This window comes from Castellaniella sp. (assembly GCF_049671645.1).
Lineage (GTDB): Bacteria > Pseudomonadota > Gammaproteobacteria > Burkholderiales > Burkholderiaceae_B > Castellaniella.
The window spans coordinates 32006-58542 of record NZ_JBATVG010000011.1 but is presented as its reverse complement, the minus strand read 5'-3'; the positions used below and the strand labels follow the sequence as shown (position 1 = coordinate 58542).

Below are 26537 nucleotides of genomic sequence, written 5' to 3'. Positions count from 1 at the left end.
ATGCCGGACCGCCTGCTGGCTTTCCTGACGCTGTGCCTCGTCGTGGGGGCGCCTATCGGCGCCGCCCTCGTGTGGACCGGCGACCTGATCCTGGATTTCGTTTTTTTCTATCCCCTGTTCATGTCGGGGCTATGGATGCTCGGCGGCCTGTATTTCTGGGCGCATTGGGAACGCCACTGGTCCTGGAGCCCGGACGACCCGCCACCGGAGCTGCCGGGCAACCCCATGATCTCCATCCTGATCCCCTGCCACAACGAAGCGGAACACGGCGCGGACGCCATCCTGGCCGCGCTTGACCAGCGCTATCTGCGCACCGAAGTCATCGCCATCAACGACGGGTCCAATGACGGCACGGAAGCGCTGCTCGACGGACTGGCGGCCGTCCACGATCGGCTGCGCGTCATCCACCTGGCGCAGAACCAGGGCAAGGCCATGGCCCTGCGCATGGGGGCGCTGGCGGCTCGCAGCGACTACCTGGTCTGCATCGACGGCGACGCCCTGCTGAACCGGGACGCGGCAAGCTATCTGGTCGCACCGCTCATCCGCCATCCCCGGGTCGGCGCGGTCACCGGCAATCCGCGCATCCGCACCCGCTCGACCTTGATCGGCCGGATCCAGGTCGGCGAGTTCTCGTCCATCGTGGGGCTGATCAAGCGCACGCAGCGCGTCTACGGCCAGGTCTTCACCGTTTCGGGCGTCATCGCCGCATTCCGGCGCAGCGCTCTGGACCGGGTCGGCTACTGGAGCCTGGACATGTCCACCGAGGACATCGATATCAGCTGGAAACTGCAGCGGGATCATTGGTCGATTTTCTTCGAGCCGCGCGCCCTGTGCTGGATTCTGATGCCCGAAACCCTGCGCGGACTCTGGCAACAGCGATTGCGGTGGGCGCGGGGCGGGGCCGAAGTCTTCATCAAGAATATCCCGAACATCTGGTCCTGGCACCATCGACGCCTCTGGCCCATGGTGCTGGAATACGGCGTATCCACGATCTGGGCGTTCGCCCTTGTCCTGAGCATCGCGCTGTGGGCCGCCGGACTGTTCATCCATCTGCCGGAGCACATCCGCGTCGAAACGCTGGCGCCCCCCGCCTTCACCGGCCTGGTGCTGGCGACGGCCTGCCTGCTGCAGTTCGGCCTGAGCGTCTTCATCGACCGGCGCTACGAGCCCGGGCTGATGCGCACCCTGTACTGGGTGATCTGGTACCCGCTGGCCTACTGGGCCATCGGCCTATTGACGACGCTCTGCGCCTTTCCCAAGGTCATGCTCAAGCGACACCACCACCGCGCCCGCTGGAACAGCCCCGATCGCGGCATCAAGGCACCCACATCATGATGATCATCCGAACCCCAAGATCCCTGCCGGGCCAATTGATTGACAGCCTGCTGACCGCGCTGGCCTGGACCGTGTTCCTCTACCTGCTGGTATCCGGCATCCGATCCGCGCTGACCGCGCCGGCAGCGGATCACGCCGCGCCGGCGGTCGTTCGCCTCCTGACGGATGCGCATGCGTTACTAGTCTATCCATCCGTATCCATATGTATTGGCCTGCTGTTGTATTCATGGGCCAGTTACAACGCCTGGCGCTTCAGTCATGCCGATCGACGCAAGACGCAAACTGCGCTCACCGACTGGGCGCTCGCGGCAAGCTTCCGCCTGAATCCCGCACAGGTAGCGGATCTTCACGCCAGCCGCAACATTCGCATGCATCATGCTCAAGATGGCCAGATCAGCCGGATGGCGCTGGACGAGCAATCCTGCACGCGTTCAGTCCCGGCCATCCATCTTGCGGCATGGCGCTGAAGGGAAACATCTGAAAACAAGATGCCGCCTCGCGCAACGGATATTGATTGCAAGGAATTGCGAGTCAAATAAACAATAGTTGCTTGCGTAGTCCGGCAAGAGGCTTGGCATCATGGCGATCATCACCGTAGCGGAACCCAACACGCTCGTACGCTTGGGTCTTCTGAACATGCTCCAGACACTGGATCGCCGCATCACAACCACGGGGCTGGATTACACCCAATTATTCCAGGGGCCCACCACCCGGCCATGCCACATCGATCTGATGCTGCTGTCGGTCCCCGATGCGTACGGCCGCGTCTTCGAACTGGTCACGGCAGCGCAACAAGGCTATGCGCCGCGCCGCATTCTGCTGCTCTCGGACACCCCATCGCTGTCCTATTCCCTGCTGAACCTGCCGGGCGAGCTGGCGGGCTACCTGTACAAGCATTCCTCTCAGGAGGTGCTGAAGACCTCGGTCATGCTGGTGCTGGCCGGGGGCAAGTGCTTCCCATACCCCGACCGCGCACGCGCCGCTCCCATGGCTGGCGAAAAATCCGAACCGGGAGCCATCCCGAAGCGCCGTTGGTACGACAGCGGTGAAATGACCTGCGAGCCGAGCCTCGAGGTACCCGCCAGCGTCAATCTGCTGTCCCCCTCGGCTGCCTCCAGCCGAGAGCTGCCGCAGCAACCGCACCGGCCCGCACCGGAAGGCAACCGCAAAGAGCCGCCCGATTTCCAGGCCCTGACGCCCGAGCGCATCACCCGGGAGGCCTGCATCCTGCAGCTGACCCCCCGCCAATACGAAGTCCTGGCCATGCTGGCCCAGGGCTACCCGCTCAAGAAGGTCAGCCGGGAACTCGACATCTCGCTCGCCACCGCCAAGACCCACGCCGAGGCGCTATATCAACGGCTCGGCGTCAACAACCGCAATGCGGCGGTCTACACCGCGATATCGCGCGGAGCCACCTTCGGCTGGCGCGAACCGCCCGCGAAGGATGCCGTCCCGAGGGCGGACGGCGACGCATCCCCTCCCGTCCCGGGTTGACGAAGACCGCACACCGACGCCATCAGCGATGCTTGAAGTCGGGCTTGCGCTTTTCCACAAAGGCCTTCATGCCTTCCTTCTGGTCTTCGGTGGAAAACAGGGCATGGAAATTGCGGCGCTCGAACAGCAGCGACTCGTCCAGAGTCGCCTCGAAGGCGCGATTGACGCATTCCTTGGCCATCATCACCGCCGGCAACGACATGGAGGCAATCACCGTGGCGGCCTCGATCGCCTCGTCCAGCAGCTTGTCCACCGGCACGATGCGCGCCACCAAGCCCGCGCGTTCGGCTTCGTTCACATCCATCATGCGGCCGGTCAGCACCAGGTCCATGGCTTTGGCCTTGCCCACGGCGCGCGGCAGGCGCTGCGTGCCGCCATAGCCGGGAATCACGCCCAGCTTGATTTCCGGCTGCCCGAATTTGGCGTTTTCGGCGGCGATGATGAAATCACACAACATGGCCAGTTCGCAGCCGCCGCCCAGCGCGTAGCCGGACACCGCCGCGATGATGGGCTTGCGGGCGCGGCGCAACGCGTCCCAGTTGCCGCCGAGGTAATCGGCCTTGTAGACGTCCATGTAGGACCAGCCCGCCATGGCGCCGATATCGGCGCCCGCCGCAAAGGCCTTTTCGCTGCCCGTCAGCACCATGGCGCCGATGTTCTCGTCCGCCTCGAAGGCCCGCACAGCGGCCGAGAGTTCATCGATGACCTCATTGCTGAGTGCATTCAGGACCTGGGGACGGTTCAGGGTCAGCAGCCCGACGCGCCCGCGAACCTCAACCTTTACCAATGCTTCGCTCATGTTGCCTCCAAAGTAAACTAGCGGAATGAAAGACGAACTGATTTGCTACCGGGTGCGCCTGGCCGACCCCGCGGGCCACCGCTACGCCATCCGACTGACCATATCGCAGCCCGACCCCAAGGGTCAGATGCTGCGCCTGCCCGCCTGGATCCCGGGCAGCTACCTGATTCGTGATTTTGCCCGACAGATCGAAACTCTGCAGGCGCGGGACGCGAACGGCGCGGTGACCGTCCGAAAAACCGACAGCCACACCTGGCGCTGCGCCCCGGCGCGCGGAGCGCTGACGATCGACTACACAGTCTACGCCTGGGACTTGTCCGTGCGCGGAGCGCACTTCGACGAAAGCCACGCCTTCTTCAACGGCTGCAGCCTGTTCCTGGCCGTCGCGGGACAGGAAGCCCGCCCCTGCCTGCTGGAACTCAGCCCCCCCGGCCACGCCAAAGGCTGGCAGGTCCACACCAGCCTGCCGCCTGCCGTCGGCCGGCCGGATTGCGCCAAGCCACGCGGCTTTGGCAGCTACCGCGCCAGCGACTACGACGCGCTGATCGACCATCCGGTGGAAATCGGCACCCCGCAATCCATCAGTTTCGAGGCCCACGGCGCCGTCCACCACCTGGTCTTCACCGGGGTGGCCCCGCAATTGGACCTGGAGCGCATCGCCGCCGACGTGCAAAAGATCTGCGCCGCGCAGATCGAACTGTTTGAACCCGCGACGCGGCGGGCCCCCTTCCTGGACAGCGCCGACCACTACACCTTCCTGACCACGATCACGGGCGACGGCTACGGCGGCCTGGAACACCGGGCGTCCACGGCGCTGATGACCAGCCGGCACGACCTGCCCATGCGCGGGCGGCCGGCTCCCGAAGGCTACCAGACCTTCCTGGGGCTGGTCAGCCATGAATATTTCCACACCTGGAACGTCAAGCGCATCAAGCCGGCCGCCTTCGCGCCCTACGATCTGGGCCGGCCCAACCACACACGCCTGCTGTGGGTCTTCGAAGGCTTCACCTCATACTACGACGACCTGATGCTGCTGCGCTCGGGCGTCATCGACGAGCCCGCCTATCTGAAGCTGCTGGCCCGTCCCCTGGACCAGGTGCTGCGCGGCGGCGGCCGCTTGAAGCAATCCGTCGCCGACAGTTCCTTCGACGCCTGGACGCGCTATTACAAGCAGGATGAAAACTCCCCCAACGCCCTGGTCAGCTACTACACCAAGGGCGCCCTGGTCGCCCTGGGGCTGGATCTGGAAATCCGCCATCGGTCGGGCCATACCCGCAGCCTGGACGACGTGATGCGCCTGTTGTGGGACCGGTACGGACGCGACTTCTTCCAGGGCCGCCCCCGGGGTGTGCCGGAAGACGCCCTGCCCGCCCTGATCCGGCAGGCCACCGGCGTGGACCTCGGCGATTTCATCGCCCGCTACGCCGAGGGCTGCGCCGACGTCCCCCTGAAAGCCGCACTGGCCCGCGCCGGCATCACACTGACGGCCGAGCCGGAGAACACCCGGCCCACGCTGGATGTGCGCACCCGCCCCGACACGGGCGGCCTGCGCCTGGCCACGGTGTACGAACAAGGCGCCGCCCATCGCGCAGGCCTGTCGGCCGGCGACCTGTTGATTGCCATGGACGGCTTGCGCGTCACCGACACTGCCAGCCTGGACACGCTGCTGGACGGCCGCCAGGCGGGCGATCGGGTCACGCTGCATGTCTTCCGACGCGACGAATTGCGCCAGTACCGGGCGCGGCTGGGCCAGCCCCCCGCCCTGAAGCACCGGCTGGAACGCACGGTCTCCGGCGCCCTCTCTTCAGGCCCTGCGGCATGAAGCCCGCCGACCAAGCCTCCGGCATCGACACCCGCCGCGTGATCCTGGACGATCTGCGAGTCTCGGCGTCCATCGGCATGCTGGACCACGAACGGGCCGTCCGCCAGCCCCTGCGCATCCATGCCGAATTCGACACCGATGCCTCGCGGCCGGTGAACGACGCCGACATCGGCAGCGTGCTGGACTACCGTCTGCTGCGCGACGCCCTGATCCAGGAAGCCGCCGGCGCCCACACCGACCTGCTGGAAACCCTGGTGGATCGATCCCTGGCCCGTATTCTGCGGGACTTTCCGGACGTCCTGCACGTCCGCCTCCGCATCTGCAAGCCGCAGGCGTTCGACGACTGCGCCGCCGTCTGCATCGAACAATCGCGCAGCCGCATCACCGCCGCCTGACCCCCGCACCATGTCCGCATCCACTCCTCATCCCCAAACGGCCGGCATTGCCGCAGAACACCTCTCGCCTGCCAGCCCCGACGGCGACACGCCCGCCGCACGCCATGCCCGCCACAGCGTCAGCGAAAACAAACTGGTCAAGCGGCTGCTGCGCGAAACCGGCAAGGCCATCGGCGACTACCGGATGATCGAGGATGGCGACCGCGTCATGGTCTGCCTGTCGGGGGGCAAGGATTCCTACGGCCTGCTGGATATTCTGTTGACGTTGCGCGAGCGCGCGCCCATCCATTTCGACGTCATCGCCGTCAACCTGGACCAGAAGCAGCCGGGGTTCCCCGAACACGTGCTGCCCGACTACCTGAGCGCGCGCGGCATCCCCTTCCACATCGAGAACCAGGACACCTATTCGGTGGTCAAGCGCCTGATTCCGGAGGGCAAGACGACCTGCTCCCTGTGCTCGCGCCTGCGCCGGGGCGCACTGTACCGCGTGGCCCGCGAACTGGGCGCCACCAAGATCGCCCTGGGGCACCACCGCAACGACATCCTGGCGACGTTTTTCCTGAATCTGTTCTACGGCGGCCGCATGAAGGCCATGCCTCCGAAGCTGGTCTCGGACAACGGCGAGCACATCGTCATCCGGCCGTTGGCCTATGTGCGTGAAAAAGACCTGATCGCCTATGCCAGATTGCGCGAATTCCCGATCATTCCCTGCAATCTCTGCGGCTCGCAAGAGAACCTGAAACGCAAGGAAATCAGCCGCATGCTGGAAGAATGGGACCGGCACTTCACCAACCGCACCTGGAATGTGTTCCGGGCTCTGTCGCACGTGGTGCCGTCCCACCTGATGGACCCGAACCTGATGGATTTCAGCGGCCTGCGCCCGACGGGCCTGGCCGACGCCGACGGCGACCGGGCCTTCGACGAGGAGGAGTTCCCCATGCCTGCGTTCTCCGAGGACGAAGATGCCGACGGCGACGGCAATCCCATCGCCGCGTCCAGCGATGCGATCGAACAGGTGATCGCCCGGCCGCGCGTGCGGCCGCTGGGGCAGCCCTGACCCGCCTGCGCATCCGTCCGTCAGTCAGGCGGCCTCGGGCGCGGCCCCTCCGCCCAGAATAGCGACGTGCGCCAGTTGCTCGTCCAGGAAATCGAGAAACGCGCGCGTGCGCGCCGGCATCATGCGAGACGGGAATAAAGCGACCATCGGGATCGCCTCGAAGGACCATGCCGGCAACACCCGGACCAGATCGCCCTCGTACTGATTGGCGCGCACCGACAACGGCACAATGCCCGCATGCTGCACGGCCATGTGCCTGAGCATCAGCACGTGGTTCATTGCGATCCGCCCGCCGACCCGGACATGCCGCTCTTCGCCCAGGGACGTACACAGCTTCCACACGGAATCCTCGCGTCCTGCGCTGGCGCGCAGGCACTGGTGCCCGGACAGATCGGCGGGGTCATCGGGAACACCGTGCAGGCGCAGGTATTCCGCGGACGCGAAAAGCCCCAGCGACAAGGTCCCCAAGCGCCGCGACACGATGCCCGAGTCCGGCAGATGCGAAGCCCGGATCACGACATCAAAGCCGTCCGCCTGCAAATCGATCTTGCGCACGCTCAGGTCGTACTCGCACTCGATCTCCGGGTAGCGCCGGGAAAACTCGGGCAATGCCCGCTGCAGAAAAGCCAGCGCCAGGCTGGACGGCAGCGAGACTTTGAGATGGCCGCGCGGCTGTTGGGCATCATCCAGCAAGGCTTCGTGCGCAATGCGGGCCTCCTCGACGATATGCCTGCAACGCCCGAAGTAGGCAGCCCCCGCCTCGGTCAGCACGACCTGGCGCGTGGACCGATTCAGCAGGCGCACCCCGACCGATTTTTCCAGTTGCGAGATACGCCGCGAAATGGTCGAGGCCGGCATCCCCAGCGCCTCGCCCGCACGGGTAAAGCCACGGCTGCGGGCCACCTCGACAAACAGTTCAATATCGTTCAGGGACGGAGACATGGCCTGCAGTCAGCGTATGCAAACGGTCTGCCGAGACTGCCGGACCATCCGGAGCCGACGACCGATTGTCGATAAAAATGGAAAGCTGAATTCGCATTGCCCCAGTTTATCGCAGCGCAGCAAACGCGCACACTGTTTTCCATGGAGACGGGGTCGGCAACACGACGCGGAAAGCCCGTGGTGACCCCGCCTCTCATTTCAACTTGAACTGAAGGAAACCATCATGAAAGTCGCTGCCACTGCTATCGTCGCCCTGTCACTGGGCCTTGCCTCCGTCGGAATCGCGCAGGCTGATGAAGCCAACTATCCGGAAATCGTGACCCCCAGCACTCAAACCCGGGCGGAAGTCGTCCAGGCGCTGCAGGTGGCGCAATCCCAAGGCCTGGTCACCACAGGCGAACACACCGACTACCCCCGCCTGCAGAACGATGGTTCGTCCCTGACCCGCGCCCAGGTCCTGAATGAACTGCAGCAGGCCAAGAGCGCCGGCCTGGTCAGCATCGGCGAAGACAACCAATACCCCAACGTGCTGTAAGACAGGCCCGAACCCAAAAGCTCGCCGCGCGCCATGCGCGGCGAGCTTTTTTTACGCCTGACGCACCCGGGCGCACACCCGGACGGCCCCGCCTTTTACGCTCTCCCGGCCAGCGAATCAGCTACTGTAATCCCGCATTGACAGATTCTTCCTCACGGCAGGAAACTGATCCAGTTGCTTCGGAAAGTGACATTCATTTCCACAAGCACCGGTTGTTTTCAAGATTCATCTCGCCTGCGCCGCCTACCAACGACGCACGTCCACCCGACGTACCAGAGGAGGATTCACATGAACGACAATCACAGCAACAGCGGGGCAGTCAGCCGCCGCACCTTGCTGAAGGCCGCCGGAGCAGCAGGCATCGCTGCCATGGCATCCCCGCAGATCATCCTGGCGCAAGGCGAACAGCCCGTGAAGCTGGGGGTCGACAACCCACTCACCGGCACCTACGCCATCACCGGCCGCAACGAACTCCATGGCATGGAACTTGCCGTCGAAGAAATCAACGCCAAAGGCGGCATCCTTGGCCGGCCGGCCAAGCTGATCGTCGAAGACTCCACCAGCGGCGACGCGGGGGTCGCCGTCCAGAAGGCCCGCAAACTCATCGACAAGGACAAGGTCGACTTCCTGGTCGGCAACGTCAATTCCGGCCTGACCATCGCCATGTCCGCCGTCGCTTATGAAAAAGGCGTATTCATGATGGATCCCGGCGGGCACGCCGACCCCATCACGGGCAGCCAATGTCACTGGAACGTGTATCAGGTCGATCCTTCCACCACGCTATTGGTCAATGCCATCGCACCGTCCCTGGTCAACCGCTTCGGCAAGAAATTCTATTTCCTGGTGCCGGATTACGCCTTCGGTCACGGCCTGCTCGACGCCTACAAGGTCAACTTGAAGAAGCTGGGCGCCACCAACCTGGGGGCGGACCTGATCCCCCTGGGCACCACCGAATACTCGTCCTACCTGATCAAGGCGCAGGCGGCCAACCCCGACGTCATCGTGATCCTGCAAAACGGCGAGGACCAGACCAACGTGCTCAAGCAGGCCGTGCAGTTCGGCCTGGACAAACGCTTCCACATCGCGGGGGCCAACATCGAGCTGGAAACCCTGGAAGCCCTGCCGCCCACCGCCCGCATCGGCAACTGGGTCATTGAATGGTACTGGAATCAACCGGGCGTACCCCACGTCAAGGAATTCACCAACGCCATCATGAAAAAAACGGGGCGCGTCCCCACCGCTCGCACCTGGTTCGGCCATACGGCCATCCACGCCTGCGCACTGGCCGCCAATACCGCCAAATCACTGGAAGCCGTGAAAATGGCCCGCGCGCTCAACGGCCTGACGCTTCCGCCGGAAGTCGCCCTGCAGCCTCATCCGGCCACATTCCGCGCCGATCAGCACCTGCTCATCGGCACGCTGTGGGCCGGCCATGCGCAGGAAAAAGGCGACGCCGGCGCCGACGACCTGTTCAAGATCGACGAAGTCATCGAAAGCAAAACGATCGCACCTACCGTCGAGGAGACCGGGTGCAAGATGACCTGGCCGGCCTGATCCAGACGCATGCGCTGGACATCGGACGACCCCGCCAGACGCCCCGGGCATCGGGGCCGTCCGATGATTTTCCCTGGCAATACCAAGCACTGGGTACCCGCACCCGCAGGGGGACCACTTTGTTAAACGGAGACGCCACGTGACCCAACTGGTCCTTTTCAACATCTTCAACGGACTGGTCATCGGCGCGTTCTACGCCCTGATGGCGCTGGGCCTGTCGCTGATCATCAACCTGACCAACGTCATCAATTTCGCCCACGGCGGATTCCTGGCCTTGGGCGCCTACATCGCCTATACCCTGCAGCCCTACCTGGGCTTCTGGGGCGCCCTGATCGTGTCGCCCTTCCTGACAGCCCTGATCGGCATCCTCGTGGAACGCGTGCTGATCCGCCCCCTGTATGCCCGCGACCCTCTCTACAGCTTGCTGCTGACTTTCGGCCTGGCCTACGTGCTGCAGGATTCCGTGCGCTATATCTGGGGCGCCCAGGGTCTGCCCATCCAGGTCCCGGCCGTGCTGCAATCCTCGCTCAGCCCCACGCTCTTCTTCCTGACCGGCTATCGCGTGTTCATGGTGGCCCTGGTGGCCATCGCCGTCGTCATCCTGTTCCTCATCCTCAAAAAGACGCGCCTTGGCATGCGCATCCGCGCCGGCACGCTGGACCTGGAAATGGTATCGGCCCTGGGCGTGGACGTGCGCATCCTGCGCAACCTGAATTTCGGCCTGGGCATTTTCTTTGCCGGCCTGGCGGGCGTGCTGGCGGCCGGCATGCTGGGGCTGACCCCCACCATCGGCGACCAGTTGATCATGCCCAGTTTCGTCGCCGTCATCGTCGGCGGGCTGGGCAGCCTGATCGGGACCCTGTTCGGCGGGCTGCTGATCGGGGTCGCCGCCGGGGTCGTCACCGTGTTCTATCCCTCGGCGTCCGAGGCCACCATCTACGTCATGATGGCGCTAGTGCTATTGATCCGGCCGCATGGCCTGTTCGGTGAAGAAGGCGGGACCAAACTGTGAACAATACCCTCAGCAAATCGATCAGTCTGATCATCGTCTGGGCCATCCTCCTGACATTGCCTACCTGGATCGGGAGCGTCGGCGGCTACACCGATCTGGCTTCCCGTGTGCTCATCATCGGCCTGGCGGCGATGTCCACCAATCTGCTGGTCGGGCATTCCGGCGTCATGGCCTTCGGGCATGCCGCATATTTCGGGCTAAGCGCCTACGGCACCGGGCTGGTCATCAAATACCTCGTGCCCAGCACGCCCATCGGCTTTCTCGTCGGCATCCTGACGGGGGCGCTGGGCGGCGCCATCATCGGCTACCTGCTGGCCAAGCTGCGCGGCATCTACTTCGCGCTGGCCACCATCGCCTTCGGCCAGGTGTTCTATTTCATCGCCTTTCGCTGGAACTCGGTCACCGGCGGCGACAACGGCCTGACCTTTCATCGGCAGCCCATCGACCTGGGCTTCACGCAGATCGACCTGTCCTCCAGCCTGGTGTTCTATTACACGTCCCTGGTGGTCTTCGCCATCTGCGCTGCGCTGATGGCCATTCTCCTGCGCTCGCCCTTTGGCCGCACCCTGCTGTCCATGCGCGAAAACGAGCGGCGGGCAAGGTTCCTGGGCATCCCGGTCAATCGGCACCTGTGGCTGGCGTACACCCTTTCCTGCGCCTTCGTGGCGGTGGCCGGGTCCCTGTACGGCATGCTGAACAATTTCGTCAGCCCCCACAACCTGCACTGGACCCAGTCCGGCGACTTCGTGCTGATGGCGGTGATCGGCGGCATGCGCTCTTTCTGGGGGCCACTGCTGGGGGCCGCCATCTTCGTGGTGCTGCAGGATTATCTGTCCAGCATCACCGACAGCTGGATGTTCTTCATCGGGCTGATCTTCGTCCTGGTCGTGCTATTCATTCCCCGCGGCATCGTCGGGCTGTTGCAGAGAAAAACATCATGAGCTTGCTCGAAGTCAATAAAGTCACCCAGCGCTTCGGCGAACTGACGGCGGTCAACCAGGTATCGCTGAACGTCGAAGAAGGCGAACTGCACGCGATCATCGGCCCCAACGGCGCCGGGAAAACCACGTTCTTCAACATGATCAGCGGGTTTTACCGCCCCACCAGCGGGCGCATCGTCTTCGACGGCGGCGACGTCACCAACCACCCTCCGCACACTCGGGTCGGCCTGGGGATGGCGCGTACTTTCCAGATCACCGAAATTTTCCCTGAGCTGACCGTGCGCGACAATCTGCGCATCGCGGTCGAGGTCACGCAGGGACTGCGGCTGAAGCTGTTCTCCACCCGCAGGCAGACCGCGCAGACCGACGCGCTGGTGGACGAACTGCTGGACACCGGCGGGCTGACGGCCAATGCCGACCGCCACGTCGGCGAACTGTCGCACGGCGATCAGCGATCCACCGAGATCATGATGGCGCTGGCCCTGAAGCCCAAGCTCCTGCTGCTGGACGAGCCGGCTGCGGGCATGGGCAGCCAGGAAACCTACGACACCGCCGCCCTGATCCGCAAGCTGCATCGCACGCAAAAACTCACCATCGTCCTGGTGGAACACGACATGCGGGTCATTTTCAACCTGGCGGACCGCATCACGGTGCTGACGGAAGGCGAGGTGCTGGAAGTGGGCACACCCGACGAAATCGCGGCCAGCGAGAAAGTGCAAGTGGCCTATCTGGGGGAAAAACGTGAAGGCGCTTGAAATTCAGCAATTGCATACGTACTACGACAAGAGCCATATCCTGCACGGGATCGACCTGGAGGTCCATGAGGGCGAGCTCGTCACCCTGCTGGGGCGCAACGGGGCCGGCAAATCCACGACACTGCGCAGCATCATGGGCCTGACGCCCGCGCGCGACGGCCACATCCGGGTCTTCGGCACCGAAGCCACGCATCTGGCGCCGTTTCGCATCGCCCGGCTGGGCGTCGGTCTGGTCCCCGAGGGACGCCGCGTCTTCGCCAACCTGACGGTGGACGAAAACCTGAAGGTTCCGATGGACCGCCCCGGCCACTGGAACATCCCGCGCATCTACCAGCTGTTTCCCCGGCTGGAGGAACGCAAGCACCACAAAGGCAAGCAGCTCTCGGGCGGCGAACAGGAAATGCTGTCCATCGCCCGGGTGCTGCTGCTCAACCCCCGGCTGCTGCTGCTGGACGAACCGTCCCAAGGCCTGGCGCCCCTGATCGTCAAGAACGTGTTCGATGTCATCGTCGCCGCCCGCAACGCAGGCACCTCCGTGCTGCTGATCGAGCAGAATGTCCGGGCCGCCATCGAAGTGGCGGACCGGGCATATGTGCTGGACAGAGGGCAGATCACCCACACAGGATCCGCCGCCGAATTCGGCCAGGACGAGCAACGCGTGCAGGAACTGGCAGGGGCCAGCGCCCAGAAATGGGATTTCCCGGACGATTGAGGCATCGGCCAGAAACCCCTGGCCGCCAACCACTGGCGGCATAACCCCGGCTGCCTCAGCCCATAGCCGTATCCAGGAACATCATCACGGCGAACCCCGCCATCAGGCCTACGGTGGCCGCCGTCTGGTGCCCATTGCGGTGGGTTTCGGGAATGACTTCGTGGGACACCACGAAGATCATGGCGCCGGCGGCGATCCCCAGGCTGACGGGATAGGCGATCGGCAGGCCGCTGGCCATCCCGACCCCGACCAACGCGCCCAGGGGCTCCATCAGCCCCGAGGCGACCGCCACCCCGACCGAACGCCCCATGCTCAGGCCGATCGCCCGCAGGGCCAATGCCACGGCCAGGCCTTCCGGAATATCCTGGATGGCGATCGCCGTGGTCAGCGGCAGGCCCACCGTCAGATCGCCCTGCGCAAAACCGACTCCGATCGCCATGCCTTCGGGCAGATTATGCAGAATGATGGCCAGCACGAAGAGCCAGACGCCGCTGATCCGCTCGACCGCCGGCCCATGCGGGCCGGCGCCTTCGTGGACATGGGGCGTGAAGTAATCCAGCCCCAGCATCAGCAGCACCCCCAGGGCCAGCCCCACCACGACGGTGAGGGCCGCCCCCGTGCCGCTGCCCAGCAGGTCGCGGGCCGCATCCAGCCCCGGCAGGATCAGCGAGAACGAAGCCGCCGCCAGCATCATGCCGGCGGCGAAACCCAACATGCAGTCCTGGGCGCGCGTCTCGACCCGGCGCAGCACCAGCGCGCCCAGAGCCCCCAGCGCCGTGGCCCCGAAACCCGCCAGGCCGCCCAGCACCGCATAGCCCAGGTAGCCGCGGTTGTTGCCGGAAAAGGACTCCATCCCGCTGTCGAGCAGCAACCAGGCCACCGCCAGCAGCGCCACCAGCAGGCCCACGGCAGGCACCCGGTGTTCCAGAAACTGGCGACGCCAGGAATTCAGTATTGAAACCGTCATCCATTTCCCCCCGGGACAAACACGCTCATGACGCTCTACGATACCGCACCGAATCGACGCACGAACGCACCGGCCCGACGGGGGCTGAAACAAGGCGATGGATGGGGATTGATGCAGAAATGGTGGGCGGTACAAGGTTCGAACTTGTGACCCCTGCCGTGTGAAGGCAGTGCTCTACCACTGAGCTAACCGCCCAATCGGACGCTGTCGGAATCAGCGCAGAAAACGCCAGGACAGCCGATTGGAAAGACCGCAATTGTACATGAATTCCGCCAAACTTGCCGGCGACGGAAAATCACCCGGCTGCGGATTCCTTTTCCTCTGCGGCGGGCGATTCCAGTTCTCGCCATAGGCTGCGGCCGCCTGCCGCCTTATCCAGGCCGTCCAGGTAGGCTTCGTGGGCCTGCTCGTCCCGGGCGCTGACCTGGATGACGGGCAAGCCGGACGCATCGAAGCGATCCATCGCCCTCACGGCGTCTGCCCCGGCCTTGCTGTCCGCCTCGTCGCCCCCTCCCAACAGGGAGTTCTGGCCGCGCGTCATGGCCAGCCAGACCTCACCCAGCAATTCCGAGTCCAGCAGGGCGCCGTGCAAGGTACGGTGGGCGTTGGATATCCCGAACCGATCGCACAGCGCATCCAGATTGTTGCGCTTGCCGGGGAACATCTCGCGGGCCACCACCAGGGAATCGGTGACCTTGCCGCACAGATCGGTGAACAGCGGCAGGCCGGCCCGCTTCAGCTCCGAGTTCAGGAATTTCACGTCGAACGCGGCGTTGTGGATGATGACCTCGGCATCGCGCACGAAATCAACCAGCTGTTGGGCGATTTCCGGGAATCGCGGGTGACCGGACAGGAACTCCGTGGTCAGGCCATGGATGCGCAGGGCGTCAGGGTCGCTGTCGCGATCCGGATTCAGGTACAGATGCAGGTGATGGTCCGTCACCTGGCGGTTGACGATCTCCACGCAGGCCAGTTCCACCACTCGATGACCCTGTTCGGGCTCCAGGCCGGTGGTTTCGGTATCCAGGACGATTTGGCGCATAGCAAGGGAATGGTTCAAGAGATTCAGGAATATCGGGCGCGGTCATGCCCGGCGAACGATCACGCGCGGGTCATCCAGCAGCCCGGGCCAGTTCTTCCACACCCTGATTGGCCAAGGCGTCGGCGCGTTCGTTGCCGGGGTCGCCCGCATGGCCTTTGACCCAGCGCCAGTGTAGTTCATGCTGCCCGGCCAGGGCGTCCAGATCCTGCCAGAGGTCGGCGTTCTTCACCGGTTTCTTATCGGCAGTGCGCCAACCTCTCTGCTTCCAGTTGGGCAACCACTGCGTCATGCCTTTTTGCACATAGACGGAATCCGTGTGCACCGTGATCACGCAGCGGCGCTTGAGCGCGCGCAGCGCCTGGATGACAGCCATCAGTTCCATGCGATTGTTGGTCGTCAGCGCCTCGCCGCCATGCAAGGTCTTTTCGTGCGCCCCCTGGCGCAGCAGGGCGCCCCAGCCCCCCGGCCCCGGATTGCCCTTGCAGGCCCCATCCGTCCAGATATCCACATGTGGTTCCGCCATCTATTTCCCGTTTGAAGAGTTTCCGACCCGATCAGCCGGCCGGGTCATCGATCTGGTTGGCCACGGGGGCGACGGCGCCGCGCCGCACGCGACGACGGCGGCCTTTGCGCCAGGCCGGCCCCACCAGCCGCATGCTGGACACGCGCTTGACGGCGGCGATCGCATAGACGGCCCCGCCCGCAGGCCACCAGCGGTCGCCGGCATGCTCCATGAAATGCCAGCGCTGCAGCCAGGCCGATGACGCGCACAAAGGCACGTAGCAGCCAAAGCGCCCCCGATCGAGCTCGAAGGATAACAGCTTGAACCAGTCTTTCAAGCGCGAGGGAGACACCTGGGACGGCACGGGGATCGGCAACTGCAAGGCAAGCCCCGGCAACGATTCCCGCAGCCCCCATAAACTGTAGGGATTGAAGCCGGTCATCACGACCCGCCCTTCGGGCATCAGGACCCGCTCGACCTCGCGCAGGACCTGATGCGGATCGGCGCACCATTCCAGGGTGTGCGGCATGACCATCAAATCGACGCTCTGGGTATCGAAGGGGAGCTGTTCAGGCTCGCAGATCAGGCGCCCGGCCCGGGTGCCGAACGGGGCGCTGGGGCTATGCGCCCAGACTTTGTGCGGGATACGATTGGCTTGCAGCAGATCCCAGTGCGGCAGGCCGATTTGTATGGCATGATAGCCAAACGCGTTGCCGACCATGGCGTCGACCTGCTGCTGCTCCCAGGCGCGCACATACTGCCCGACCGGGGTTTCCAGCCATTCCGCCAATTCAATCGGCATTGCGCGTTGCGGTGCCACCCTGACTCCCCATCATGAATTTCATCGCCCCAACCCCGGATGCGCCGGCTGCGCTGACACCCATCCCCGCCCTGTCGGACAATTACATCTGGATGGTACAGAAAAACGGCCATGCCATCGTCGTGGACCCCGGCGATGCCGATCCGGTCCTGGACCGGTTGGCGCAAGGGCTGATCCTGGAAGCCATCCTGATCACGCACCATCATCACGACCATGTCGGCGGCGTGCAGGCATTACACCAGCGAACCGGTGCCCGCGTCTACGGGCCGCGTCACGAAAACATCCCCGTGCGCGATGTGCCCCTGGAAGAAGGCGATATCGTCGATCTGCCCGGCACAGGGCTTCAATTCCAGATCCTGGACATCCCCGGGCACACAGCCGGGCACATTGCCTACGCAGGGCGCCTGGACGCCGGGCAGATCGCCGTATTCTGCGGCGATACGCTGTTCGCGGCGGGGTGCGGACGGCTGTTCGAAGGCACCCCTGCACAAATGTACGATTCCTTGGGTAAAATCGGATCTTTGCCTCCGGATACCCTGGTGTGCTGTGCGCACGAATATACGGCGGCCAATATCCGCTGGGCCCTGCAGGTCGAACCGACCAACGCGGCATTGCAGGCGCGTGCCCAGGATACGGCGCGACTGCGCGCCCAGGGTCTGCCAACCGTGCCGTCACGGCTGGGCCTGGAACTGCAGACAAACCCGTTTCTGCGCACCGGCCACCCGGATGTCCGGGCTGCGGCCAGCCAACACGCCGCCACACCACTGAACACGCCCCAGGCGGTTTTTGCAGGTCTGCGCGAATGGAAGAACAATTTCAAATGATCCGCTCATGAAAATCCTGCGACTGATACTGCCGCTGATCCTGGTCCTGCTGGCGGGCTGCGCCACCCACCGGACTCCCACCGATCAGCGCCAGGCCTACGTGGCAGAAGACACATCCCGCACGGTCGACCTGACCCACCCCCCTCGCGATATGTGGGACCGTGTCCGGCGCGGATTTTCCATCCCCAACCTGCACGGCGAACGGGTCGATTACTGGACCGACTACTACGCGGCGCACCCCCAGTCGGTCCTGCTCATGAGCCAGCGGGCGGGGAAATACCTGTATTACATCGTCGATGAATTGAATCGCCGCGGCCTGCCTACCGAACTGGCCCTGCTGCCCTTCGTCGAATCCGCCTACGATCCCAACGCCCTGTCGCGTTCCCAGGCCTCGGGGCTGTGGCAGTTCATCCCCAGCACCGGCCTGCACTACAAGCTGCAGCAGGACTGGTGGCGCGACCAGCGCCGCGACCCGGTCGCATCCACCCAGGCAGCCCTGGACTACCTGAGCTACCTGTACGACTTCCAGGGCGATTGGTACCTGGCCCTGGCGTCTTACAACTGGGGCGAAGGCGCGGTCAAGCGCGCCATGGACAAAGCCGTCAGCAACGACAAACTGCCGATCTACACCCAGCTGGACATGCCCGACGAAACGCGCAACTACGTCCCCAAGCTGCAGGCCATCAAGAACATCATCGCCCGCCCTGAAAAATACGGCATCACCCTGCCCCAGGTCAGCAACAGCCCCTACTTCACGACCGTCCATAAATCGCGCGACATGGACATCGCCGTGGCTGCAGCCCTGGCCGAAATGCCCATCGATGACTTCCGCGCCCTGAACCCTGCCTACAACCGGCCCGTGATGCTGGCGGCGCACAACCCTGCCCTGCACCTGCCACTGGACAAGGTCGCCGTCTTCAACAGCAATCTCGAAACCTATACCGGCCGGCTGTCATCATGGCAGGTCATGCATCCGAAACGCGGCCAGTCGCTGGCCGCCATCGCCAAATCCTACGGCATCACCCTGGACCAGCTTCGCCAGGCCAACAACCTGGGATCGCGGCAAACGCAGGCCAAGGTCGCCACCCTGCTGATTCCCGCAGCGCCCGGCGCGGAAGACGGCGGCATCCGGCTGGCGTCCTACGACCCCGACGCGGACAAGCCATCCCTGCGCCAGGTCCGGACGACCCCGCCCGCCCGCACTGCCCGCCTCAACGCCGCCCCCAGCATCCGCACTCACACCATCCGCAAGGGCGATACCTTGTATTCCCTGGCCCGCCGCTACAACACCTCGGTGGACGCCCTGCGCAAACTGAACAACCTGAAGAGCTCATCCCTGTCCACCGGCCAGCGCCTGCGCGTGCCCGGCACGGATGTGCAAAGCTAAAAATTCATCCATAGGACCAACACATCATGGGTTTTCTGAACGGCAAACGCATCCTGATCACCGGGGTGCTCTCGAATCGATCCATCGCCTACGGCATCGCGCATGCCTGTCGCGCCCAGGGCGCCGAACTGGCCCTGACCTATGTGGGCGAACGATTCGAAGAGCGCGTGCGCGGTTTCGCCAAGGACCTGGGCAGCGACATCGTCATCCCTTGCGATGTGGGCGACGACGCCCAGATCGAGGCCGCATTCGCATCCCTGCGTGAACGCTGGGACGGCCTGGACGGCTTGGTGCATTCGATCGGCTTCGCCCCCCGGGACGCCCTGGAAGGCGACTTCCTGGACGGCATGACGCGTGAAAACTTCCGCGTGGCCCATGATATTTCCGCCTACAGCTTCCCGGCGCTGGCCAAGGCCGCGCTGCCCCTGCTGGAAGGCCGCAACGGATCCGTGCTGACCCTGACCTACCTGGGCGCCGAAAAGGCCATCCCCAACTACAACATGATGGGCCTGGCCAAGGCATCCCTGGAAGCCAGTGTGCGCTACCTGGCCAAATCCCTGGGCAAGAAAGGCCTGCGCGCCAACGGCATTTCCGCGGGCCCGATCAAGACCCTGGCCGCCAGCGGCATCCGCGACTTTTCCAATATGCTGAAGTACGTGGAATCCCAGTCGCCGCTGGGCCGCAACGTCACGATCGAAGACGTCGGCAACGCCGCATCCTTCCTGCTGTCGGATCTGGCCGCCGGCATCACCGGGGAAATCCTGCACGTGGACTGCGGGTTCTCCAACACCGTGCCGGGGATGGACTGATAATTCAGCCTGTCAGCAACCAGGACCAGGCAGGCCGTCGTGACGCAATCGGAACAGGACAGAAACCGCAGCAAGCTGCAGGGCTTTCTGGAAGACAAGCTGAAATGGCACGACTACACCCACCTGGTCGTGGCCGACGACGACATGGACCGGGCCGCCTGGTTCATTCATACCATCGGCCTGGCTCGGTCCGGGCAGGCTGAACTGATCATCACGGGCGCGCTGGATCATGCGCTGGCCATGGACGTGATATCCGACGTCGTGGCCTACAGCCGCCACCACGACGGCCTGATCGATGGACAGCAGCCGGGCGACGCCGTGCGGATTCCGGTGCTGCTGAAAGACGTCTCGACCCCTTTCGTGCTGACCCAACGGGTGGCCCAGGCCAGCAGCCGATTCGGCGCATCGATCCGGGTCTTTCAAGTCGCCTGGGCCGATGCGCCAGGCCGTTTTCCGGACGATCCGGATTACGACCAAGCCCAGCATCCACAGCAGGCGTTGTGGCTTGCTCCGGCACCCTGACTGCTCAAGACTGCCGCCACAATGCGGCCGCCCCACATCTATCTTTTCGTATCAAAATCTGAACTAATTCGATCGCCGGGACTCATACCAAAATACACGCATTACACGTGCCTGCCATGCTGCTGGCAACGCCGTACCTCCTAGAGACAGTCAACAGTGTTGGCAGGTCCAGTTTCCACCCGGAGGTACCGTCATGTTGAAAAAAGCACTCTACATCAGCACTGCATTGGCCGGCCTGTTCAGCCTGGGATCGGCCCAGGCTGCCTGCACCACCACCGTCGGCAGCGTCATGTCGCTCACCGGTTCGTTGGGTGTGCTGGGACAACAGATCGCCAAAGGCGCGCAATTGGCCATATCCGATCTGAATGCCGCCAAGACCCCCAAGACCTGCACCCTGAACCTTTCCCTGCTGGACGATCAGACCAGCGCTTCTGTGGGCGTGGACGCCGCCAAGAAACTGGTCGACGTGCAGCACGTCCCCGCCATTGTCGGCGCCCTGTCCAGCGGCGTGAGCGCCGCCATCCTGACCTCGGTCACCACCCCCAGCAAGGTCGTGCTGATTTCCCCGGCATCGACCTCCCCGACCTTCACCGAGCTGGGCAAGAAAAACAAGACCGGCGGCTACTGGTTCCGCACAACCCCTTCGGATGCCCTGCAAGGCGTGGCCATGGCCAAGGTCGCCCTGGATGCGGGCTATAAGAAGGTCGCGATCCTGTACCTGAACAATGCCTATGGCAAGGGCCTGAGCGACGAATTCGCCCATGCCTTCACCAAGCTGGGCGGTACGGTGACGGAAAACGTGGTCTACAACCCCAGCCAGCCGTCCTATCGTTCCGAAGTGGACAAGGCTCTGAGCCCCAGCCCCGACGCGCTGCTGTTGATCGGCTACCCGGGAGACGGCACGACGATCGCACGCGAGTGGATCTCCAGCGACGGCCCGCAGAAGTTTCTGTTTCCCGACGGCCTGGAGTCACAGGATTTCGCCAATGACGTCGGCCTGCAGTACATGACGCACGCCCAGGGTACGGCAGCCGGATCGGTCACCACACCGTCTCTGGCGACCTTCAAGCAGGAATTCCAGGCAAAATTCGGCAGCCTGCCAACCCAGGCCTACATCACCAACGCCTATGACGGCACCGTGCTCGTCGGGCTGGCCATGGAATACGCCGGCAAGGCGACCGGCACCGCGATCCGCGACAGCATCCGCAAAGTCACCGACCCCAAGGGAGAAAAGATCTATGCGGGCGTCGATCAACTCAAGAAGGCAGCCAAACTGATCGCGGAACACAAGCCGATCCAGTACGTCGGCGCGTCCGGGCCCCTGCAGTTCGACCAGTACGGCGACATCAATGCGCCGATGGTGATCTGGTCGGTGCATGACGGCAAGGTCGAATCGACCGGCATGGTGACCGTCGACCAGATCGCCGCCCTGCGCCAGAAGGTCCAGTAAATCCGGCTGCGCGGCTGCGTCTCCTGGAAAGGGTGGCGAAAATGCTGGAAGTCAGAAAACTGGTCAAGGAGTTCGGCGGACTGCGCGCGATCGATGACGTGAGCTTCACGCTGCAGGCTCACACCATCACCGGACTCGTGGGTCCCAACGGGGCCGGCAAGACCACGCTCTTCAACACCATCGCAGGATTCCACACGCCGACCTCGGGGCGCATCACCTTCCAGAAACAGGCGATCGAAGGCCTTGCGCCCCATCGCATCTTCCACAAGGGACTGGTGCGCACGTTCCAGATTCCCCGCCCCTTCGCCGCCATGACGGTGCTTGAGAACACCATGATGGTGCCTGCCGGCCAGGCGGGGGAATCCTTCTGGAACAATTGGTTCCGGCGCGGCGCCGTCCGACGCCAGGAACAAGCCTGCCGCGACCGGGCGCAGGACATCCTGAACTTCGTCAACCTGGACCATCTGGCCGGAGAATACGCGCGCAATCTGTCCGGGGGGCAGCAAAAGCTGCTGGAACTGGCTCGCGTGCTCATGGCCGACCCGCGGCTGATCCTGCTGGACGAGCCCGGCGCGGGCGTCAATCCCAGCCTGCTGGCGATCATCATGGACAAGCTGCGCGAGCTTCACGAACACGGCATGACCTTCCTGATCATCGAACACAATATGGACCTGATCGAAACCCTGTGCGACCCGGTCCTGGTCATGGCCCAGGGCAAGCTGCTGATGGAAGGAACGCCGGACGAGGTCCGCAACGATCCCCGCGTCCTGGAGGCCTATCTGGGAGGAGCGCCATCATGAGCGGACTGGCGTTGCACGCACAAGGCCTGGTGGCCGGCTATACCCCCGAAGTGGACATCCTGCGCGGCGTCAGCATCGAGGTCCGCCGTGGCGAAATCGTGACCGTGCTGGGTCCCAATGGCGCCGGCAAATCCACCCTGATCAAGACGATCGCCGGGATGGTCTCGATCCGGACGGGCAGCGTGCGGCTCTTTGACGAGGACATCACCGGAATTCAGCCGCACCGCATGGTGCGCCACGGGCTGGCCTACGTCCCGCAGACCGACAATGTGTTCGCCCGGCTGAGCATCGAGGAAAACCTGGAGATGGGCGCCTACGCCGAACCGGAGCCCGCCGAAATCCGGCGCCGGCTCGAACGCATGTACCAGCTGTTTCCGCGGCTGGGAGAACGGCGCCGGCAGGCCGCCGGATCCCTGTCGGGCGGCGAACGACAGATGGTGGCGGTGGCGCGCGCCCTGATGGCGGCCCCCCGCCTGATCATGCTCGACGAACCATCGGCCGGCCTGTCACCCAAACTGGTCGGCATGGTCTTTGGCAAGTTGCGGGAAGTCCGCGACATGGGGGTGACGATCCTGCTGGTGGAACAGAACGCCAAGGCCGCCCTGGCGATTTCAGACCAGGGTTACGTGCTGGCGGAGGGACAGGACCGCATCCATGACGCCGCTCCGTCGCTGCTGGCCAACCCGGAGATCGGCGCACTGTACCTGGGCATACGGAGGGCCTCGCCATGATGCTGCAGTATGCCGCGAACGGCATCATCCTGGGCGCCACCCTCGCCCTGGGCGCCATCGGACTGACGTTGACCTACAACATCCTGCGATTCGCCAATTTCGCGCACGGCGAATTTCTGACGTTCGGCGCCTATTTCGCCCTGGTGTTCGTCAGCCTCTTCGCAGGCGGCGCGGGAACGCTCGGCCCCCTGAGCTTCGGCTGGGGCCTGATCGCCGCTCTGCTGGCGGCGGGCGTGCTGACTGCAGGTCTGGCGCTGCTGCTGGACTGGCTGCTGTTTCGCATGCCGCGCAAGAGCAATATCCAGGTCACGCTGGTCATCGCCTCATTCGGCGCATCCCTGCTGCTGCGCAATCTGGTGATTTTCATCTGGGGCTCGCAACCGGAATATTATTCGCGCAACATCGCCATCGCCATCCAGGTCCTGCCGGGGCTGCGCCTGACCGCCGACGAAATGTTCGTGCTGGCCGTCACCGCTCTCATGATGTTCGGCCTGCACGTGTTCCTGTCGCACACCCGCCTGGGCAAAGCCATGCGCGCCGTGTCCGACAACCCCGCCCTGGCCAGCATCACCGGCATCCACGTGCAAGGCGTCATCCGATGGACCTGGGTGGTGGGCGGCAGCTTCGCGGCCGTGGCCGGCGTATTGTTCGGCCTGACCGTGCAGATCGCCCCCGACATGGGTTTCAACCTGATCCTGCCCATGTTCGCCGCCGCCATCCTGGGGGGAATCGGCAGCATTTACGGCGCCGTGCTGGGCGGTTTGATCATCGGCCTGGCTGAATCGATGTCGGTGCCCCTGATCGGCTCGGCCTACATGCCCGCGGTCGGGTTCCTGATGATGTTCCTGATTCTGCTGGTCTACCCCAGAGGCCTGCTGGGAGATCGATCATGAGTGGCATCGGATCCTATCTGATATTTTTCCTGATCCAGGCGCTGATCTATGCGGTGGTGTGCCTGGGCCTGAACCTGCAATGGGGCTATACCGGCCTGTTCAACATCGGCGTGTGCGGCTTCTTCCTGGTGGGCGCCTATACCTTCGCGATTCTGTGCGGCCCCGGCTACCCAAGCCACCTGGGCGGTTTCCGTCTGCCGTTCCTGGTCGGACTGGCCGGAGCTGGCGCCACGGCGGCGCTGAGCGCCTGGATTGTCGGCATTCCCACGCTACGCCTGCACGAGGACTATCTAGCCATCGTGACCATCGGCATCGGGGCCATTTTCCAGCTGATCGCCCTGAACGCATCCTCGCTGACCGGCGGCAGCGAGGGCGCCACCAGCATCCCCAGGTTGCTGCCGCAGATCCCGCTGTCGGTCCTGGGACGCAATGCCCTGATGCTGGGCTTCATGATCCTGACCGTCACGCTGATTTATGGCGCGCTGGAGGCGATCGTGCGCTCCCCCTGGGGGCGGGTGCTCAAGGCCATCCGCGAAGACGAAGTCGCGGCATCGTCGCTGGGCAAGAATGTCTTTGCCTTCAGGCTCCAGTCCTTCGTCATCGGTTCGGCCATCATGGGCCTGGGCGGGGCGCTGTATGCCAGCTTCATCGGCTACATCAGCCCGGAAGACTTCCTGCCCATCCTGACCTTCCAGATCTGGACCATGCTGATCGTCGGCGGCAGCGGCAACAACAAGGGCGCCATCCTGGGCGCGTTGCTGATGTGGGCGGTCTGGACTCTGAGCGGAAGCCTGGCCCAGTCCATCCTGCCTGCGGATCTGCAGGTCAAGGGCGGCGCCGCGCAGATCATCCTGATCGGCCTGGTCCTGATCCTGACCCTGATCTTCCATCCACGCGGACTGATCGGCGAAGAGGCGGTCGTTTCGCGTGAGGCCCGGGTTGAGCCGCACCCGCCCTCGTAAGACAATAAGCAGTCGCCGGCGCTCGGTTCCAGGATTGATCCTGGGCTTGTGCACGGCGTTCCCCTCAACGACCCGAGGTTCTCATGAAGACCAGCTTCCATCTCGCCTATCACGTCCATGATCTCGACGCGTCGCGCAAGTTCTACGGCACGCTGCTCGGTTGCCGCGAAGGCCGCAGCACCGATACATGGGTCGACTTCGACTTCTTCGGCCACCAGATTTCGCTGCATCTTGGCGAGCCGTTCAAAGTCACGAATACGGGCCGCGTCGGCGCCCACATGGTGCCGATGCCTCATCTCGGACTGGTGATGTCCATGCCGGACTGGAAGGCGCTGGCCGAGCGCCTCAGCGGCCAGCACGTGGATTTTGTGATTCCCCCCAGCATTCGCTTCGAAGGCGAACCGGGCGAGCAAGCAACCATGTTCTTCCTGGATCCGAGCGGCAACCCCATCGAAATGAAGGGCTTCGCGGATCTCGACAAGGTGTACTCGACATGAGCAGGCCGCCGCTTTTCTGACACGCGCGGCCCCGGCCTACAAGTCGCGCGGCCAGTCCAGGGCCCAGTAAAAAAGCCCTTGATTTCAATGAAATCAAGGGCTTATGTCCTGGCGGACAGAGGGGGATTCGAACCCCCGATACGCTATTCACGTATACACGCTTTCCAGGCGTGCGCCTTCAACCGCTCGGCCACCTGTCCTGCACGCCTGCGGGAAGACCCGACAAGCGAAGTCCGTTATTCTAGCATGAATGTCAATCTGTCAACACGGACCGAGGGGCACCGTCGACCCGCAAAAGGATGTCGCGTGATCAGGCCAGGCTGGGCGCAGGCATGACCCCCATCGCGCCCACCATGCGTTCGACATAGCGGGCGATCAGGTCGATTTCCAGGTTGACGGATGCGCCGACCTGCAAATTGCGCAGGGTCGTCACCTGCACCGTATGCGGAATCAGGTTGATGGATATTTCGGTGCCTTCTTCCTGGTCATCCACACGGTTGACGGTCAGGCTGACGCCGTTGACCGTGATCGACCCCTTGTATGCCAGGTATTTCGACAAATGCGCCGGCACGATGATGCGCAATTCAGTGGATTCGCCCACCGCGTCGAAACACGTCACCCGCCCCACTCCGTCGACGTGGCCGGCCACCATATGGCCATCCAGGCTGTCGCCCAGCCGTAGCGCATGTTCCAGATTGACTTCGCCCTCGCGATCCAGGCCGCAGGTGCGCACCAGGCTCTCGCGCGAAACATCGACCTCGAACGAGGCATCCTGCAAAGCCACTACCGTCATGCAGGCGCCCTGGATGGCGATCGAGTCCCCCAACCGGGTAGCCTGCAGGGGCAGGCCGCCCGCATCGATCAGCAGCCGCACGCCGGCGTCCTCCTGATCCCCCAGGGAGCGAACTTCGGTGATGCGGCCGACAGCCGCCACGATTCCTGTAAACATGACGATTCCATCCATCAAAATCTCCCGTG

Annotated in this window: 29 protein-coding genes and 2 tRNA genes; 22 read left to right on the top strand and 9 right to left on the bottom strand. The window is 64.1% G+C overall.

Annotation, left to right across the window (positions count from 1 at the left end):
* From pgaC to WBG56_RS03415, 3 genes are all read left to right on the top strand, one after another.
* Window positions 1–1335, top strand: a complete 1335-nt coding sequence (pgaC, locus tag WBG56_RS03425) for a poly-beta-1,6-N-acetyl-D-glucosamine synthase (RefSeq protein WP_424265271.1) — start codon at window positions 1–3, stop codon at window positions 1333–1335.
* On the top strand, window positions 1332–1802 hold the full coding sequence (gene pgaD / locus WBG56_RS03420; protein ID WP_424265269.1) for a poly-beta-1,6-N-acetyl-D-glucosamine biosynthesis protein PgaD: 471 nt from the start codon (window positions 1332–1334) through the stop codon (window positions 1800–1802). Before pgaC ends, pgaD begins: the two co-directional genes overlap by 4 nt.
* Before the next feature lie 112 nt (window positions 1803–1914).
* Entirely contained in the window at window positions 1915–2829 is a 915-nt protein-coding gene (locus WBG56_RS03415; protein ID WP_424265267.1) for a response regulator transcription factor, read from the top strand.
* Between the two features lie 22 nt (window positions 2830–2851).
* Here WBG56_RS03415 and WBG56_RS03410 read toward each other — a convergent pair whose 3' ends face one another.
* Window positions 2852–3628, bottom strand: coding sequence for an enoyl-CoA hydratase (locus tag WBG56_RS03410; protein WP_424265265.1), 777 nt, complete (start codon window positions 3626–3628; stop codon window positions 2852–2854).
* Window positions 3629–3653: 25 nt separating this feature from the next.
* Here WBG56_RS03410 and WBG56_RS03405 point away from each other — a divergent pair, with 25 nt between their 5' ends.
* Genes WBG56_RS03405 through ttcA form a run of 3 tightly spaced genes read left to right on the top strand, consistent with a single transcriptional unit; the run spans window position 3654 to window position 6902 of the window.
* Window positions 3654–5450, top strand: a complete 1797-nt coding sequence (locus WBG56_RS03405; RefSeq protein ID WP_424265263.1) for a M61 family metallopeptidase — start codon at window positions 3654–3656, stop codon at window positions 5448–5450.
* Window positions 5447–5845 carry a dihydroneopterin aldolase gene (locus tag WBG56_RS03400; RefSeq protein WP_424265261.1) on the top strand — a complete coding sequence of 133 codons (399 nt, stop codon included), beginning with the start codon at window positions 5447–5449 and terminating at the stop codon, window positions 5843–5845. The genes WBG56_RS03405 and WBG56_RS03400 overlap by 4 nt, the downstream gene beginning before the upstream one ends.
* Before the next feature lie 10 nt (window positions 5846–5855).
* Window positions 5856–6902, top strand: coding sequence for a tRNA 2-thiocytidine(32) synthetase TtcA (gene ttcA, locus WBG56_RS03395; protein ID WP_424265259.1), 1047 nt, complete (start codon window positions 5856–5858; stop codon window positions 6900–6902).
* A 24-nt stretch (window positions 6903–6926) separates the two neighbouring features.
* Here ttcA and WBG56_RS03390 read toward each other — a convergent pair whose 3' ends face one another.
* Window positions 6927–7844, bottom strand: coding sequence for a LysR substrate-binding domain-containing protein (locus WBG56_RS03390; RefSeq protein WP_424265257.1), 918 nt, complete (start codon window positions 7842–7844; stop codon window positions 6927–6929).
* A gap of 223 nt (window positions 7845–8067) precedes the next feature.
* Here WBG56_RS03390 and WBG56_RS03385 point away from each other — a divergent pair, with 223 nt between their 5' ends.
* The 6 genes from WBG56_RS03385 to WBG56_RS03360 all read left to right on the top strand — a co-directional run bounded on the left by WBG56_RS03385 (window position 8068) and on the right by WBG56_RS03360 (window position 13353).
* On the top strand, window positions 8068–8379 hold the full coding sequence (locus tag WBG56_RS03385; protein WP_424265256.1) for a DUF4148 domain-containing protein: 312 nt from the start codon (window positions 8068–8070) through the stop codon (window positions 8377–8379).
* Window positions 8380–8667: 288 nt separating this feature from the next.
* On the top strand, window positions 8668–9933 hold the full coding sequence (locus WBG56_RS03380; RefSeq protein ID WP_424265254.1) for an ABC transporter substrate-binding protein: 1266 nt from the start codon (window positions 8668–8670) through the stop codon (window positions 9931–9933).
* Between the two features lie 139 nt (window positions 9934–10072).
* Window positions 10073–10945 carry a branched-chain amino acid ABC transporter permease gene (locus tag WBG56_RS03375; RefSeq protein ID WP_424265252.1) on the top strand — a complete coding sequence of 291 codons (873 nt, stop codon included), beginning with the start codon at window positions 10073–10075 and terminating at the stop codon, window positions 10943–10945.
* Window positions 10942–11886 carry a branched-chain amino acid ABC transporter permease gene (locus WBG56_RS03370; RefSeq protein ID WP_424265250.1) on the top strand — a complete coding sequence of 315 codons (945 nt, stop codon included), beginning with the start codon at window positions 10942–10944 and terminating at the stop codon, window positions 11884–11886. Before WBG56_RS03375 ends, WBG56_RS03370 begins: the two co-directional genes overlap by 4 nt.
* Window positions 11883–12641: an ABC transporter ATP-binding protein gene (locus tag WBG56_RS03365; RefSeq protein WP_424265248.1), complete on the top strand. Its 759-nt coding sequence runs from the start codon at window positions 11883–11885 to the stop codon at window positions 12639–12641. The genes WBG56_RS03370 and WBG56_RS03365 overlap by 4 nt, the downstream gene beginning before the upstream one ends.
* A complete protein-coding gene (locus WBG56_RS03360) occupies window positions 12628–13353 on the top strand; it encodes an ABC transporter ATP-binding protein (protein ID WP_424265246.1) in 726 nt (241 codons plus the stop codon). The genes WBG56_RS03365 and WBG56_RS03360 overlap by 14 nt, the downstream gene beginning before the upstream one ends.
* Before the next feature lie 55 nt (window positions 13354–13408).
* Here the strand turns inward: WBG56_RS03360 and WBG56_RS03355 are convergent, their stop codons facing one another.
* The 5 genes from WBG56_RS03355 to WBG56_RS03335 all read right to left on the bottom strand — a co-directional run bounded on the left by WBG56_RS03355 (window position 13409) and on the right by WBG56_RS03335 (window position 16684).
* Window positions 13409–14320: a ZIP family metal transporter gene (locus WBG56_RS03355; protein ID WP_424265244.1), complete on the bottom strand. Its 912-nt coding sequence runs from the start codon at window positions 14318–14320 to the stop codon at window positions 13409–13411.
* A gap of 120 nt (window positions 14321–14440) precedes the next feature.
* Window positions 14441–14515: transfer RNA gene (locus WBG56_RS03350), tRNA-Val, on the bottom strand.
* A 100-nt stretch (window positions 14516–14615) separates the two neighbouring features.
* Window positions 14616–15362, bottom strand: coding sequence for a DNA polymerase III subunit epsilon (gene dnaQ, locus WBG56_RS03345; protein WP_424265242.1), 747 nt, complete (start codon window positions 15360–15362; stop codon window positions 14616–14618).
* 70 nt (window positions 15363–15432) lie between these two features.
* Window positions 15433–15885 (bottom strand): ribonuclease HI, encoded by a 453-nt coding sequence (rnhA, locus tag WBG56_RS03340; protein WP_424265240.1) that lies wholly within the window; start codon window positions 15883–15885, stop codon window positions 15433–15435.
* 31 nt (window positions 15886–15916) lie between these two features.
* Window positions 15917–16684, bottom strand: coding sequence for a class I SAM-dependent methyltransferase (locus WBG56_RS03335; RefSeq protein ID WP_424265238.1), 768 nt, complete (start codon window positions 16682–16684; stop codon window positions 15917–15919).
* A gap of 14 nt (window positions 16685–16698) precedes the next feature.
* On the opposite strand from WBG56_RS03335, the gene gloB reads away from it, so the two are divergent.
* The 10 genes from gloB to WBG56_RS03285 all read left to right on the top strand — a co-directional run bounded on the left by gloB (window position 16699) and on the right by WBG56_RS03285 (window position 25559).
* Window positions 16699–17508: a hydroxyacylglutathione hydrolase gene (gloB, locus tag WBG56_RS03330; RefSeq protein WP_424265236.1), complete on the top strand. Its 810-nt coding sequence runs from the start codon at window positions 16699–16701 to the stop codon at window positions 17506–17508.
* A gap of 7 nt (window positions 17509–17515) precedes the next feature.
* The gene (locus tag WBG56_RS03325) at window positions 17516–18895 is read left to right on the top strand and encodes a LysM peptidoglycan-binding domain-containing protein (RefSeq protein WP_424265234.1); all 1380 of its coding nucleotides are present in this window, start codon (window positions 17516–17518) and stop codon (window positions 18893–18895) included.
* 26 nt (window positions 18896–18921) lie between these two features.
* Entirely contained in the window at window positions 18922–19704 is a 783-nt protein-coding gene (gene fabI / locus WBG56_RS03320; RefSeq protein WP_424265232.1) for an enoyl-ACP reductase FabI, read from the top strand.
* A gap of 39 nt (window positions 19705–19743) precedes the next feature.
* Complete coding sequence (locus WBG56_RS03315; RefSeq protein ID WP_424265230.1) at window positions 19744–20226, top strand: DUF4262 domain-containing protein; 483 nt, start codon at window positions 19744–19746, stop codon at window positions 20224–20226.
* A 193-nt stretch (window positions 20227–20419) separates the two neighbouring features.
* Window positions 20420–21676: an ABC transporter substrate-binding protein gene (locus WBG56_RS03310; protein ID WP_424265228.1), complete on the top strand. Its 1257-nt coding sequence runs from the start codon at window positions 20420–20422 to the stop codon at window positions 21674–21676.
* Between the two features lie 41 nt (window positions 21677–21717).
* Window positions 21718–22476, top strand: coding sequence for an ABC transporter ATP-binding protein (locus tag WBG56_RS03305; protein WP_424265226.1), 759 nt, complete (start codon window positions 21718–21720; stop codon window positions 22474–22476).
* Window positions 22473–23207, top strand: a complete 735-nt coding sequence (locus WBG56_RS03300; protein ID WP_424265224.1) for an ABC transporter ATP-binding protein — start codon at window positions 22473–22475, stop codon at window positions 23205–23207. Before WBG56_RS03305 ends, WBG56_RS03300 begins: the two co-directional genes overlap by 4 nt.
* Window positions 23204–24100, top strand: coding sequence for a branched-chain amino acid ABC transporter permease (locus WBG56_RS03295; RefSeq protein WP_424265222.1), 897 nt, complete (start codon window positions 23204–23206; stop codon window positions 24098–24100). Before WBG56_RS03300 ends, WBG56_RS03295 begins: the two co-directional genes overlap by 4 nt.
* A complete protein-coding gene (locus WBG56_RS03290; RefSeq protein ID WP_424265220.1) occupies window positions 24097–25062 on the top strand; it encodes a branched-chain amino acid ABC transporter permease in 966 nt (321 codons plus the stop codon). The genes WBG56_RS03295 and WBG56_RS03290 overlap by 4 nt, the downstream gene beginning before the upstream one ends.
* A gap of 83 nt (window positions 25063–25145) precedes the next feature.
* Complete coding sequence (locus WBG56_RS03285; RefSeq protein ID WP_424265218.1) at window positions 25146–25559, top strand: VOC family protein; 414 nt, start codon at window positions 25146–25148, stop codon at window positions 25557–25559.
* 109 nt (window positions 25560–25668) lie between these two features.
* Here the strand turns inward: WBG56_RS03285 and WBG56_RS03280 are convergent.
* Window positions 25669–25759 (bottom strand) — tRNA-Ser (locus WBG56_RS03280).
* A 110-nt stretch (window positions 25760–25869) separates the two neighbouring features.
* Window positions 25870–26508: a riboflavin synthase gene (locus tag WBG56_RS03275; RefSeq protein ID WP_424265216.1), complete on the bottom strand. Its 639-nt coding sequence runs from the start codon at window positions 26506–26508 to the stop codon at window positions 25870–25872.
* Window positions 26509–26537: the final 29 nt, after the last annotated feature.